General features: G+C 43.2%; 12 protein-coding genes. 7 read left to right on the top strand and 5 right to left on the bottom strand.

The features are described 5' to 3' along the window. Positions 1-66: 66 nt before the first annotated feature. Positions 67-1677: an amino-acid N-acetyltransferase gene (argA, locus tag K370_RS05590; RefSeq protein WP_047539690.1), complete on the bottom strand. Its 1611-nt coding sequence runs from the start codon at positions 1675-1677 to the stop codon at positions 67-69. A gap of 72 nt (positions 1678-1749) precedes the next feature. After that, positions 1750-2484 (bottom strand): 16S rRNA (uracil(1498)-N(3))-methyltransferase, encoded by a 735-nt coding sequence (locus K370_RS05585; protein ID WP_047539688.1) that lies wholly within the window; start codon positions 2482-2484, stop codon positions 1750-1752. Positions 2485-2540: 56 nt separating this feature from the next. On the opposite strand from K370_RS05585, the gene K370_RS05580 reads away from it, so the two are divergent. Beyond that, on the top strand, positions 2541-3116 hold the full coding sequence (locus tag K370_RS05580) for a thioredoxin family protein (RefSeq protein ID WP_047539686.1): 576 nt from the start codon (positions 2541-2543) through the stop codon (positions 3114-3116). Positions 3117-3124: 8 nt separating this feature from the next. Here K370_RS05580 and K370_RS05575 read toward each other — a convergent pair whose 3' ends face one another. Then, positions 3125-4342, bottom strand: a complete 1218-nt coding sequence (locus tag K370_RS05575; RefSeq protein WP_047539684.1) for an NnrS family protein — start codon at positions 4340-4342, stop codon at positions 3125-3127. A 147-nt stretch (positions 4343-4489) separates the two neighbouring features. Between K370_RS05575 and K370_RS05570 the strand changes: the two genes are divergently transcribed. Then, positions 4490-5521 (top strand): Gfo/Idh/MocA family protein, encoded by a 1032-nt coding sequence (locus tag K370_RS05570; protein ID WP_052185186.1) that lies wholly within the window; start codon positions 4490-4492, stop codon positions 5519-5521. 49 nt (positions 5522-5570) lie between these two features. Here the strand turns inward: K370_RS05570 and K370_RS05565 are convergent, their stop codons facing one another. Further along, positions 5571-6329, bottom strand: a complete 759-nt coding sequence (locus K370_RS05565) for an SDR family NAD(P)-dependent oxidoreductase (protein WP_047539682.1) — start codon at positions 6327-6329, stop codon at positions 5571-5573. A 145-nt stretch (positions 6330-6474) separates the two neighbouring features. Here K370_RS05565 and K370_RS05560 point away from each other — a divergent pair, with 145 nt between their 5' ends. Next, positions 6475-7371, top strand: coding sequence for a LysR family transcriptional regulator (locus tag K370_RS05560; protein WP_047539680.1), 897 nt, complete (start codon positions 6475-6477; stop codon positions 7369-7371). Between the two features lie 108 nt (positions 7372-7479). On the opposite strand, the gene K370_RS05555 is transcribed toward K370_RS05560, so the two are convergent. Beyond that, complete coding sequence (locus K370_RS05555) at positions 7480-7797, bottom strand: BON domain-containing protein (protein ID WP_047539678.1); 318 nt, start codon at positions 7795-7797, stop codon at positions 7480-7482. 339 nt (positions 7798-8136) lie between these two features. On the opposite strand from K370_RS05555, the gene K370_RS05550 reads away from it, so the two are divergent. The 4 genes from K370_RS05550 to K370_RS05535 all read left to right on the top strand — a co-directional run bounded on the left by K370_RS05550 (position 8137) and on the right by K370_RS05535 (position 13215). Further along, positions 8137-8460, top strand: a complete 324-nt coding sequence (locus tag K370_RS05550; RefSeq protein ID WP_047541689.1) for a hypothetical protein — start codon at positions 8137-8139, stop codon at positions 8458-8460. A gap of 376 nt (positions 8461-8836) precedes the next feature. Beyond that, positions 8837-10819, top strand: a complete 1983-nt coding sequence (gene tkt / locus K370_RS05545) for a transketolase (RefSeq protein WP_047539676.1) — start codon at positions 8837-8839, stop codon at positions 10817-10819. Between the two features lie 140 nt (positions 10820-10959). Then, positions 10960-11985: a type I glyceraldehyde-3-phosphate dehydrogenase gene (gap, locus tag K370_RS05540; protein ID WP_047539674.1), complete on the top strand. Its 1026-nt coding sequence runs from the start codon at positions 10960-10962 to the stop codon at positions 11983-11985. A 36-nt stretch (positions 11986-12021) separates the two neighbouring features. Beyond that, positions 12022-13215 carry a phosphoglycerate kinase gene (locus K370_RS05535; protein WP_047539672.1) on the top strand — a complete coding sequence of 398 codons (1194 nt, stop codon included), beginning with the start codon at positions 12022-12024 and terminating at the stop codon, positions 13213-13215. The last annotated feature ends 64 nt before the right edge of the window (positions 13216-13279 follow it).

The raw sequence follows: 13279 nt of genomic DNA, 5'->3' as shown, positions 1-13279 counted from the left end.
GAAATTATTAGCAAAATAAACCAAAATATTAACTGCAAAATCGGGTTGATATTTTGGTTAACACGCTTAAAGCGGCTTAACGAATACTTTTGATTTGCGCTGGAAGTTGTAGAGATTTTGCTTTTCCTGCGGCAGTTTTTCAATTGATTGTTCAATAAATCCCCGCTCTAAAAACCAGTGTTCAGTGCGTGTGGTTAAACAGAACAGTTTTTTAAAGCCATTTTCTTTTGCCTGCGCTTGGCAATAATTGAACAGTCTATCGCCACGACCATTGCCGCGATAGTCCGTATCAATTGCCAAGCAGGCAAATTCTGCCATGTGCTCAGCGGCAAAGGGATAAAGTGCTGCACAGCCGATGATGCGATTGTCGTGTTCCATGATATAGAAATGGTCAATTTCCATTTCGATGCGCTCACGTCCGCGTCGTACTAAAATGCCATCATTTTCCAGTGGTTCAATCAATTTCAATATGCCGCCAACATCGTCAATATTTGCTTGGCGCATAGTTTCCAGACCTTCTTCTGTCACCATCGTACCAATGCCGCTGTGCGTGAAAAGCTCTTGGATGATGGCGCCATCGATATGGCGTGAAATCAAATGCGTGCGCGCGACACCATGTTTGCAGGCGCGTACTGCGGCAGGCAAATAATAATCAACGTCCTCAGAGAAATGAATGGGGGCTTCATTGTTTTGTACATTGCGTAACAGATTCTTGGCTTTTTCTGCCGTCATCTCACGCAATAAATCACCGCGCAAATTGCGCACGCCGTCACTATCCATCAAGAAAATCAGTTTGTCTGCGTCCAGCGCAATCGCAGCGCTTACCGCGACATCTTCCAGACTTAAGTTAAAAGCTTCGCCAGTTGGCGAATAACCAAGCGGTGATAGCAATACCAGCTCGTTATCATCCAGCCGTTTTTGTATGCCAATAGCATCTACTTTGCGTACTTCGCCTGTGTGTTGTAAATCCACGCCATCGCGCACACCAAGTGGTTTGGCGGTAACAAAATTGCCGCTCGCCACGCGAATATCTGCGCCTGCCATTGGTGAATTGGCAATGCCCATTGAAAGTAACGCTTCAATCTCCACTCGCACAGCACCGTTGGCTTCTTTTACGGCTTCCATCGCCGCATCATCGGTCACACGCAATCCATCATGAAAAGCTGGTGTCAGTTTATCGCGCTTTAAACGTTGTTCAATCTGTGGACGTACGCCATGCACCAAAACTAATCTTACTTCTAGGCTGGCAAGCAGGTTTAAATCGTGTGATAAGGCAATAAATTGCGCATCATTGACTACTTCACCACCAAATGCGATAACAAAGGTGCGGCCACCAAATGCGTGAATATAAGGTGTTGCAGAGCGAAACCATTGCACGAAGTCTTCAGCGGTTGCGCGAGAAGTGGATTGGTTAAAAGTCGATAGATAGGATTGATGCGGTTCTTCCACTTGCAACGGCAAATTGTTTTCTGCTTCGCTTAAGGCATAAAGATGTGCAGGCGTTGTATCCAGTGCGGCAGAAATTTTGCGCAATAAAGTTTCTGATACACCTAACTCGCCGCGCTCTATGCGTGATAAATTACCAGCATCCGCACCTATTTTGCTGGCAAGTTGCTGTAGTGTCAGGTTGTTTGATTGACGTATTTGCCGAATAAATCTGCCAAGAGATGCCATCATAAATCCATATATTTGTAATATTTACATTATTATAAATAATTTTGTAAAAAATACAATTTTAATTATGTGGATTTAATAATCGCCCCACAAAACTTGCATGCTGGCGATGGCAGTTAATGCGGCGGTTTCGGTGCGTAAAATGCGCGGGCCCAAAATAATGGATTGGAAGCCTTGCGATGTTGCGGCATTAATTTCATTTTGACTTAATCCACCTTCTGCACCAATCAGTAATTGAATGTGATTGGCGGGCTTGGTTAATGCCGCCAGTTTTAATGCGCCCACAGGGTTAAGCAAGATGCGGGTGGCATTTTCTGATGGATGATCTGCCAGCCAGTTAGATAAACTGATTGGCGATAATACTTGCGGCACAAACGCGCGCCCAGATTGCTCGCAGGCTGAAGTGACGACGTTTTGCCAATGCTCAAGCCTTTTTTGCGCGCGTTCCTGGTTGAGTTTTACCACGCTGCGTTCAGTGGATATTGGCTGAATCGCATTCACGCCCAATTCCACGGCTTTTTGAATGGTGTAATCCATGCGGTCACCGCTGGATATGCCTTGTAGCAAAGTGATATTAAGTGGCGATTCATTTACAATCGTCTGGCTAGCCAGCACTTTGGCTATCACCTCATTTTTTTTGATGCTGATTAACTCACAGTTATAGTCTAATCCGTCACCATTAAATAACTTGAGCTTATCGCCAACATTCAATCTCAACGCGCGCGTGGCATGCGTTGCAGCACTGGAGGATAGTGAAATTAATGCACCAATATTAAGTTTTTCTGCGCTATAAAAACGGGTATTAGACATGATTGTATTAAACGAAAGTGTTAAGATAAAATTATAAGTTAATTAAGGAGTAAAGCATGGCAAGTTTAAATCCGCCCATGTGCGATTTTGGTTGGAAAGCCCCTGATTTTAATTTGCCCGCTGTGAACTTCAGAAGCATCGAAGGTAACTTGGTGTCGCGCGATATGGTGATGGGCAAGAATGGTTTGCTGGTGATGTTTATCTGCAACCATTGTCCTTATGTAAAAACCATTAAAACGCGATTGGTTGTCACTTGTCTTGAGCTAGAGCAGTACGGCATTAATAGCATTGCGATTCAAAGCAATGACACGCTGAAATATCCGGAAGATAATTTTGCGCGTATGACAGAAGAGGCTGCGCGTAATCGCTTTAGCTTTCCATATGTGCTGGATGAAACGCAAGAAGTCGCAAAGGCCTATGGCGCAGTATGTACGCCTGATTTCTTTGGTTTTAATGCCAAGGGTGAGCTGCAATATCGCGGCCGTTTTGATGCTGCGGGCCGTAACCCCGAGCCACCAAAAGACAGCAGGCGTGATTTGTTTGATGCGATGAAACTGATTGCAGAAACAGGCAAAGGGCCGCGTGAGCAGATTGCCAGCATCGGTTGTTCAATCAAATGGAAAGGCGAGTAGCTATTTAGTTAGCCTAGCATTCCGTCAATTCTAGGTTTGATAAGAATTGCGCAGTATTTTCCTACAAATATTGCAAACGCCAGTAGCCAGCAAAGATAAGAACATACTACCCACAATAAATAGTGCTCACTTGCCAAAACCGGAAAGATGGAACGCAATATTGCGCCTACTATAAGTAAGCCAAATGCGTAAGACACCATTCTGGGCGGCTGATGGATGTTTCTTCCCGTATGGCCTAATGCAACGCGCGCCATCATTGCCACGGTAATAAGCCCTATACCGCCTACGGCCAATAAATGAATGGCAAATATCATGCCGATTGAGCTGGTTAAATAGCTGAGTGAAGTAAATAAGAAGCCTAAATTAATTAGCCATAAACCACAGTAAAGGCTCCACAACAAAGGCACTTTCCAAATACCCTTAGTGTGCCAGTTAAATAAGCGAAAACCATTTGTTAAGAAAAGCAGTGATCCAGCCAATATGCCGATACTGGTGCTTTGAAGCGCTACTTCATTCAGTAACAGGCCAACCAGTAGCAACATAATGCTGATATCCAGCCATTTAAACTGCTTAAGTTTTACTTGCTCCTGTACGCCACGCTCAATAAACATAGGCAGTACTCTGCGGCTAATCACCAGAATCATGCTGACCGTTAAATATAATCCAATGATAATGCTCACTTGCGCGCCATTTGCCCAGCAGCCTAATGCGCCAGCATAAAAGGCAATATTGCCAACGCCTAACATAGCTACTTTTGTCAGTACCCCCAATTGTCGCCACTGTTTGACTTTTACAATTGGTATAGCAATTGCAGCACTCAGGCCCAACATAAATGCCGCATCAAACAATGCTGCCCATATCATCAGGGTTGGATTAATCAGCATAATCAATCTTGCAGAAACCCAAAGCATAAATAGTGCTAGCAACGGTTTGCCATGTAGAGTTTGTATGCCTGTCCAATTTTTAACAGCAGTGAGTAAAAAGCCCGCAATCACTGCAAAAGCATAGCCATAGAGCATTTCGTGCGCGTGCCACTGTGATGGCCGGATATTTTCAAGATTAAATTCAAATCCAAGCGCATAAATTGCCATCCACAAAGAAAGTGAAACGATTGAAAATATGCTGGCGCCGAGGAAAAATGGCCTAAATCCTAAATCGAATAAAGCAATTTTTTTGCTTTGTTTTTTTGCTGGACTAAGTTCGGGTATGGGAATATTTTGCTGCATATCATGCCCTCAATAAACGGGTAGACTTTAAGCGTATCATAAAATAAATACGCAGTTTTGATATAAGACAATTGATATGACATAGATGTCATTGTGCTGGTTAACTTAGTACAATACCCATCAGTAAATTGAATCTATAGGTGTTATATGAGCATACAAAAACTTAAGTGGGGAATTTTAGGTGCGGCGCGGGTTAATGAGCGCTTACTACCAGCGATTATCGAATCGCCGAATTCAGAGTTGGTTGCTATTGCCAGTCGTCGTGCAGGCGCTGCTAAAGCGGTTTTAGAGAAATATGCGCCGCATGGGTTTATTGAAACACATTCTGATGTACGGTGTTATGACGACATGGATGCGTTAATCAATGATCCAAATGTGGAGGCGATCTACTGTCCGCTGGCGAATGAAGAACATGCGAACTGGGCGATTAAAGCGATAAATGCAGGCAAACATATCTTGATTGAAAAGCCCATGGCAATTACCTTAAAAGATGTGGAAGCGATTGAAGCGGCGGCGATTAAAAATAAGGTCAAAGTGATGGAAGGCTTTATGTATCGCTTTCATCCACAGCATCAACGTGTGCAGGAAATCATTGATTCTGGACTAATCGGCGATGTGTTATCAGTACGTGCCAGTTTTTCATTCCTGATGAAGTCGGCACGTATGTATCGCATTAACCGCAGCATGGCAGATGGCGGCGGCGCGATGTGGGATATCGGGCCGTATGCGATTCATAGTTTGCGTTGGTGCTTTCAGAAAGATGGCAAGCCCGCGGAGCCAGTTTCAATTACCGCGCATGCCAAATTGAATGAACACGGCGCAGATATTGTGACCAGTGGAGTATTGGATTTTGGCCCGGACAGCGAAGGCCGCGCCCGCTTCGGACATTTTGATGTGAGTTTCGAGCGTAGCCGGAAATCAGAGTACGAAATCATCGGCACAAAAGGCTGGGTTAAATGCCATGCTGCATGGGTGTTTCAAAATGATGTGCCAGTCATCAGCTGGGCGCTGGAAGATGGCAAATACGCAGAAGAACGCTTTGCACCAAGCAATCACTTTAATTTAGAAATCGAGCATTTTAGTGATTGTGTGTTAAATAATAAGCAGCCTTTGCTGACATTTGCGGATGCGAAGGCTAATTGTCGGGCGATTGAGATGGTTTTGCAGGCGGTAAAATAGCAAAAAAGTACGCCGCCAGATTTGCGGCGTATCACAATTAAGGCTTTATTTAGATAAACATTCCACCAGAAGCTTCAATGCGTTGTGCATTCACCCAACGGTTGTCATCTGAAAGTAATGATGCAATCATGCCGCCGATGTCGTCTGGCAAGCCTGCACGGCCTAAGGCAGTTTGTCCGGCGACAAAACTGTTCAATTGCTCGTTATCTCTTACTGCGCCACCACTAAAATCAGTTTCAATTGCACCTGGTGCGACCACGTTCACAGCAATGCCACGTGCACCAAGTTCTTTGGCTAAATATTTAGTTAAGGTTTCAATTGCGCCTTTCATGGTTGCATAAGCTGCGTAACCTGGTAAGGCAAAGCGTGTGAGGCCGCTGGAAACATTGACGATGCGACCGCCATCTGCAATCAGTGGCAATAATTTTTGCGTCAGGAAAAATACACCTTTTAAGTGTTCGTTCACCATTTGGTCAAATTGCACTTCGCTGGTTTCTGCAAAACTGACATGCACACCAGTACCGGCGTTATTGATTAAGAAATCAAAATGGTCGCTATTCCATTTCTGTTTTAATGCAGTTTTCACCTGTGCTGCAAAGGCGGAAAATGATTTGCTATCCGTCACATTCAATTGTAGTGCAACAGCTTTTTGCCCTAATTGCTCGATTTCTTTGACTGCTTCGTTCGCTTCAGCTAATTTGCTGTGGTAGGTGATGATGACGTCATTACCTTTTTTAGCCAGATTTAATGCTGTGTTTTTACCTAAACCGCGGCTACCACCTGTAACAATTGCAATCTTTGTGCTCATTTTTAATCCTTTTCGTTTATTAAAATTTAGTGGCTTAAAACTCAATGTCTGAGTAGTTGAGTGATATTGTATTAGCTTGTTTATATGCGATAAACTTCCATAAATTAGTTTCACTGTTCAATAATTTGGAACAATAAGGGTTGCAATGGATAGATTAAATGCGATGGGAGTATTTGTAAGAGTTGCTGAATTGGCTAGCTTTACCAAGGCGGCAGACAGTTTGGGTGTACCAAAAGGCAGCATCTCGACGACTATACAAAATCTGGAAAGTCATATGCGTACAAGACTATTGCACAGAACCACGCGAACGGTGAGTTTGACGCAGGATGGGCAGATTTTTTATGAGCGTTGCAAGGACTTGCTGGTCGATGTCGATGAACTGGAAACCATGTTTCAATCTGGCAAAACCAATATCACTGGCCATATTCGCGTAGATATGCCGATTGCCGTGGCTAAGAATTTGGTCATACCCAACTTAACACGGTTTTTAAGTGAATATCCTAATATTGAAATTGAGTTAAGTAGCACCGATAGGCGTGTGGATGTGATTGCCGAAGGTTTTGATTGTGTGGTGCGAGTGGGCGCGTTGTCAGATTCTGGCTTGATTGCAAGATCACTTGGGCAGTTGCGCATTATTAACTGTGCCAGCGCAGCATATTTACAAGGGCATGGCGAACCAACACATATAGATGAATTGGCAAACCATTTTATCATTCATTACGCCACCGTGTTGGGGGCGAAGTCTGCAAGTTGGGAGTATTTTGATGGTGAAAAATATGCTTCGCTCAAAATGAAGTCTTTAATTACAGTAAATAGTAGCGACGCCTATATGGCTGCTTGTGTGGCTGGATTGGGAATTATCCAATTGCCAGTTGCAGGTAAGCATTATCCTGAGGCGAACGGCTTGGTAGAAATATTAAAAAATTACAAAGCTGAACCTATGCCTGTTTCTATGCTTTATCCAAACAGGCGTCATCAATCTAAACGCGTTAAAATTTTTATGGATTGGGTGGCGGAGCTGATGAAAGATTACACGCAATGATTCGCGCACAAAAAACGGGGCCTATCGCCCCGTTTTCTATCTTCTCAGCAATAAAACCACAATAAGCCTTAGTTGAATTGCTTAGGTAAAGTTGAGAAATTGAACGTACTAGTATGATTCTGGCGTTATGACAATGTCATTTTTTACGCCAGTTACGCCTTTAACTTTTTTTGCAAGCACCACTGCTTTGTCAGCTTCGGCTTGAGATTTTGCGATGCCTGACAATTGTACTAAACCGCTGCTGTCCGTCTCCACTTTAATATCCGATGCACTAACAGCTTTATCTTTTGCAAACTCTGCTTTAACTTTAGTGGTAATAACTGCATCGCCAACTTTGGTTTTAACAGAATCGCCTTCTGCAGCAAACGCAGCCACAGGCAATGCTAAAGCACCAACAATTAATAGAGTTTTAAGATTTGCTTTCATCATTATTCCTTTTCAATAAATAAAATAGATATGTGTAGAACACAGAACATATTCTATGCATCTGAAAAAAATATCGAATAAGCCGATGACTGATATTGCTGTAGGATTTTTCCGTCCAATTCTTACAGTGAAAATATCTGCTTTGATATTTTTCTGATTGGTTTGAGTTGGCTTTGTAGATGCTGGCTTTATTGACAACAGTGTCAAAATGACAACATAAAATAATAATGGGTTTAAATTAACTCGCTGATTTCCATCAATATTTTTTAAAGACGTAATTGGCATTCAATTTGCAAAAGCTTAAGTACTTTAAGTTTTTTGATTAAATTGGATATTAAAATGTTGAAAAAAATGATGATGCTCGTATTGCTGGGAGCACTTTCAATTATGCCGGTGTCGGTTTTGGCGGTGATTAGCGATGCAACAAAAATCAGTTCGATACCCAAAGTTGCTAGTACCGTCAAAATGGATAACGCGATGCCAGTTATAAGGCTTGCCTCTAATGATATTGTGCAAATGCCAGAAGTAAGCACGAGAAATGTTGTCAATAAAAATGTTACATTAGGGTCGGCTGCAGAGCCATCTGAAATTCCATCGCAAACATGGTTGATATTAACAGCGCTGTTTTGTTTTGTGATGCGCTCTAGCCGGCAAGTGGTTTAACCGAGTATTCGCCTATTTAGTTTGGCTTGTCTATTTGTAATCGGTTCGTAGTTTTGTGCCAAGTGCCGCTGTTGGGCACTTGGCTTTTTGATTTTAATTTTTCGATTTAAAGCCAGGGTTAAAATCCAGTCGAAAATAATACGCTACATTTAATAGCGGTTTAGCTACAAAATAATGTGCAAATATGGTGTATTAATGCTGAATTATCCTTGCTTGAAACTTGCCGAAAATGCCTAATTAGGGAATAATTACCACTTTACAAAAAGTGTCTTATAACCAAGCTTTAAAACAAGCTTTTTTACAGTTTCTATTAGGTTTTTCGTTAGTTTAAATATTAATAAAAACCTGTTCAGTTTAGCTAATTAGGGAGAGAATCATGGCAACGCGTAAAGATTTAGCCAACGCAATTCGTGCGTTATCAATGGATGCAGTGCAAAAAGCCAACTCAGGTCACCCGGGTGCGCCTATGGGCATGGCAGAGATTGCCGAAGAATTGTGGAACAACCATTTAAGCCATAACCCAAAAAATCCATCATGGGCTAATCGCGATCGTTTCGTACTTTCAAACGGTCATGGTTCTATGTTGATCTATTCATTGCTGCACCTGACAGGTTACGCATTGCCAATGAGCGAGTTGCAATCATTCCGCCAATTACATTCAAAATGTGCTGGTCACCCAGAATATGGCTATGCGCCAGGCGTTGAAACAACAACAGGTCCATTAGGCCAAGGTATTGCAAATGGCGTTGGTTTTGCAATGGCTGAGAAATTATTGGCTAACCAATTCAATAAACCAGGCCATGACATCGTTGACCATCAAACATACGTATTCTTGGGCGACGGCTGCATGATGGAAGGCGTTTCTCATGAAGCTTGTGCGCTAGCTGGTACTTGGGGTCTGGGCAAGTTAACAGCATTCTGGGATGACAACGGTATCTCTATCGATGGTCATATCGAAGGCTGGTATACAGACGATACAGCGAAACGTTTTGAATCATATGGCTGGCATGTGCAGTCAGTTGACGGCCATGACGTAGCGGCAATCGGTGCAGCTATTGCAGCAGCTAAAAAAGTAACAGACAAACCATCATTGATCTGCTGTAAAACAGTGATCGGTATGGGTTCACCAAACAAATCTGGCTCACACGATTGCCACGGTTCTGCACTAGGTTTAGATGAAGTTGCAGCGACACGTGCAAACATCGGTTGGGCACATGAGCCATTTGTGATCCCAGAAGATGTTTACGCTGGTTGGGATGCAACTGCTAAAGGCGCTAAAGCTGAAGGCGATTGGAACGCTAAATTTGATGCATATGCTAAAGCATTCCCAGCTGAAGCGGCAGAATTCACACGCCGTATGTCTGGCACATTGCCAGCAAACTGGAAAGAAGCAACTGATGCGATCATCGCAGCGACCAACGAAAAAGCAGAAGGTGTTGCAACACGTAAAGCATCACAAAACGTGATTGGCGCTTTAGCTCCATTATTGCCTGAGTTCTTAGGCGGTTCTGCTGACTTGACTGGTTCTAACTTGACTTCAACCGGTAGCTTTGTACACGTTGATGCGAAAAAACCAGGTAACTACATCTCATACGGCGTACGTGAGTTCGGTATGTTCGCGATCATGAACGGTATGGCATTGCACGGTGGCTTAATTCCATTCGGTGGCACATTTCACATGTTCTCCGACTATGCAAAAAGCGCATTGCGCATGGCTGCATTAATGAAACAACGCGTCATTGCAGTATTAACGCATGACTCTATCGGTCAGGGTGAAGATGGTCCAACGCACCAACCAATCGAAAATACTGCTGGTTTACGCTACATTCCAAACATGGATGTATGGCGTCCAGGTAGTTCAACTGAAACTGCGGTAGCTTGGGTTGCTGCGGTTGAGCGTTTAACTGGTCCTTCAAGTTTGGTATTAAGCCGTCAAAACGTACCAGGCATCAAACACGATACAGCGCAATTTGCTGGTATGCGTAAAGGTGCTTATGTATTATCTGACGTTGCTGGTGCGCAAGTGATTCTTATCGCTAACGGCTCTGAGCTTGAGTTGGCAGTTAAAGCTGCTGCTGAGTTGAACGCAGCAGGTACTAAAGTCCGCGTGGTTTCAATGCCATCAACAAACGTGTTTGATCGTCAAGATCAAGCTTACAAAGACAGCGTGTTAACACCAGGCATTAAACGCGTGGCTGTTGAGGCTGGTGTAACTGATTTTTGGCGCAAATATGTTGGCTTAGAAGGCGCTGTTGTCGGTATCGATACATTCGGTGAATCAGCACCTGGCGGCGTATTAATGAAACACTTCGGCTTCACAGTAGAAAATGTTGTTGCTGTTGTTAAGTCAGTGGTGTAATTATTGAGTAGGTAGTATTAAAAAGAGCCTCCCTTTAGAGGCTCTTTTTATTTATAAAAGCTAGACTTAATATTATTTAAAAGCACATTGTTTGAATATTAAAAACATTCAGTAAAGGCAAGTTTCGAAAGGGTGATGTAATGGCAATTCGTGTAGCAATTAATGGTTATGGACGTATCGGTCGCAATGTATTGTGTGCAGTTTATGAGCAAAAGCGTAAAGACATTCAAATCGTGGCGATTAATGGCTCAGGCAGCCCGGAATGCAATGCGCATCTAACCAAATACGATACCGTCCATGGCAGACTGGCTGCCACAGTCAGCCATGAACAGGATGTAGCCGGACATCATTATTTAATCGTGAATAATGACAAAATCCATATGTTCAATGAAAGAGATCCTGCTAAGTTGCCTTGGGATGCATTGAATATTGATGTGGTGCTGGAATGTACCGGCGCGTTTCGTACCAAAGAAAAGTGTCAGCCACATTTAGATGCTGGAGCTAAAAAAGTCATTATCTCTGCACCAGCAGATAAAAATGCCTGTGATGCAACCGTGGTGATGGGCGTTAATGAAAAAATATTAACGTCTGCTATGACGGTCATTTCAAATGCATCATGCACAACCAATGGTTTGGCACCAATGGTGAAAGCATTACATGAAAAATTAGGCGTGGAAACTGGTTTAATGACCACTATCCACTCCTACACCAACGATCAGTTGTTAATAGATGGTCATCATAAGGACTTACACCGTGCGCGTGCTGCTGCATTGAATATGATCCCAACCAAAACAGGTGCAGCACAGGCGGTTGGTATTGTGATTCCTGAACTGAAAGGCAGATTGTCTGGTTTTTCGATTCGCGTTCCTACTCCCAATGTTTCCGCCGTCGATTTAACCTTTGTTGCCAGTCGTAATACGACCAAAGAAGAAGTCAATGCGATTATGAAAGAAGCAAGCGAAGGCGCATTGAAAGGTATTTTGGCTTACAACACCGAGCCGCTGGTTTCTTCCGATTTTAATCATACCGAAACTTCCAGCAACTTTGATTCCACACAAACAGTGGTGATTGAAAACCTGGTAAAAGTATTGGCTTGGTATGATAACGAATGGGGTTTTAGCTGCCGCATGCTAGACACCGCAGTGGCATTGATGAGAGCCAAATAGTTAACACTGTAAATAGCTTAATTTTTGGGAATTGTTATGAAGTTTATCAAAATCACCGACCTTAATTTATCTGGCAAACGCGTATTCATCCGATCTGATTTAAATGTCCCCGTTGCAGATGGCAAAGTGACTTCTGATGCACGTATTACTGCCAGCATGGCAACCATAGAATACGCGCTTAAACAGGGTGCGCGCGTCATGGTGACATCGCATTTGGGTCGCCCTGAAGAAGGTGTTTATTCAGAAGAAAACTCACTTAAGCCTGTGGTGGATGTGATTGCCGCTAAGTTGAATAAACCGGTGCGCTTAATCAAAGACTGGGTAAATGGTGATTTTGAGGTAGCTATTGGCGAATTGGTGGTGTTGGAAAACTGTCGCTTTAATATTGGTGAAAAAAAGAACAAAGATGAAACTGCGCAAGCGTATGCAAAGTTGTGTGACGTATTTGTCATGGATGCTTTTGGTACTGCGCACCGTGCTGAAGCCAGTACATATGGTATTGCGAAATTTGCACCAGTTGCCTGTGCAGGCTTGCTGTTAAGTGAGGAATTGGAAGCATTAACTAAAGCATTGCTTAGCCCTGCGCGACCAATGGTGGCCATTGTCGGCGGCAGTAAAGTTTCCACCAAATTAACCGTGTTAGAAAGCCTGTCTGAAAAAGTCGACCAAATGGTTGTCGGCGGAGGCATTGCTAATACATTCCTAAAAGCCGCAGGGTTTGAAGTTGGCAAATCGTTATGTGAAGATGATTTAGTGCCGGTGGCGCGCACCTTAATGGACAAAATGAGCCAAAGAGGCGCGGCGGTGCCGATTGCAGTGGATGTTGTTTGCGGCAAAAAATTTGCTGCGGATGAACTGGCAATCAAGAAAGACGCCGACTCCGTGGCAGCGGATGATATGATTTTTGATATTGGCGCGAAATCTGCTAATGCATTAGTAGAGATTATCAATAATGCAGGGACTGTGGTGTGGAATGGTCCTGTTGGTGTATTTGAGTTTGATCAGTTTGGTGAAGGCACTAAAACGATTGCGCATGCCATTGCCAATACCAAAGCGTTTACTCTGGCAGGCGGTGGCGACACGATTGCCGCGATTCAGAAATATGATATTTACGATAAAATTTCATACATATCAACCGCAGGCGGTGCATTTTTAGAGTTTTTAGAAGGTAAAACATTACCAGCTGTAGAAATTTTAGAAAGCCGAGCGCAGGAACAAGCGCAAAAATAAACGCAGCCTATTTTGCACGTTTTTTAAAAAGGGGCTTATGCCCTTTTTTAATTTTGGGTAAAGT

Source organism: Methylotenera versatilis 7 (assembly GCF_000799165.1).
Classification (GTDB): domain Bacteria; phylum Pseudomonadota; class Gammaproteobacteria; order Burkholderiales; family Methylophilaceae; genus Methylotenera_A; species Methylotenera_A versatilis_A.
Note: the sequence above shows the minus strand (reverse complement) of the source record. Positions and strands in the feature narration are given on the sequence as shown.

Excerpts from the sequence above, each read along its gene's own strand:
- K370_RS05560 (WP_047539680.1), top strand. The coding sequence starts at position 6,475 with ATGGATAGATTAAATGCGATGGGAGTATTTGTAAGAGTTGCTGAATTG.
- K370_RS05585 (WP_047539688.1), bottom strand. The coding sequence starts at position 2,484 with ATGTCTAATACCCGTTTTTATAGCGCAGAAAAACTTAATATTGGTGCA.
- K370_RS05555 (WP_047539678.1), bottom strand. The coding sequence starts at position 7,797 with ATGAAAGCAAATCTTAAAACTCTATTAATTGTTGGTGCTTTAGCATTG.
- K370_RS05565 (WP_047539682.1), bottom strand. The coding sequence starts at position 6,329 with ATGAGCACAAAGATTGCAATTGTTACAGGTGGTAGCCGCGGTTTAGGT.
- tkt (WP_047539676.1), top strand. The coding sequence starts at position 8,837 with ATGGCAACGCGTAAAGATTTAGCCAACGCAATTCGTGCGTTATCAATG.
- argA (WP_047539690.1), bottom strand. The coding sequence starts at position 1,677 with ATGATGGCATCTCTTGGCAGATTTATTCGGCAAATACGTCAATCAAAC.
- gap (WP_047539674.1), top strand. The coding sequence starts at position 10,960 with ATGGCAATTCGTGTAGCAATTAATGGTTATGGACGTATCGGTCGCAAT.
- K370_RS05550 (WP_047541689.1), top strand. The coding sequence starts at position 8,137 with ATGTTGAAAAAAATGATGATGCTCGTATTGCTGGGAGCACTTTCAATT.
- K370_RS05570 (WP_052185186.1), top strand. The coding sequence starts at position 4,490 with ATGAGCATACAAAAACTTAAGTGGGGAATTTTAGGTGCGGCGCGGGTT.
- K370_RS05575 (WP_047539684.1), bottom strand. The coding sequence starts at position 4,342 with ATGCAGCAAAATATTCCCATACCCGAACTTAGTCCAGCAAAAAAACAA.
- K370_RS05580 (WP_047539686.1), top strand. The coding sequence starts at position 2,541 with ATGGCAAGTTTAAATCCGCCCATGTGCGATTTTGGTTGGAAAGCCCCT.
- K370_RS05535 (WP_047539672.1), top strand. The coding sequence starts at position 12,022 with ATGAAGTTTATCAAAATCACCGACCTTAATTTATCTGGCAAACGCGTA.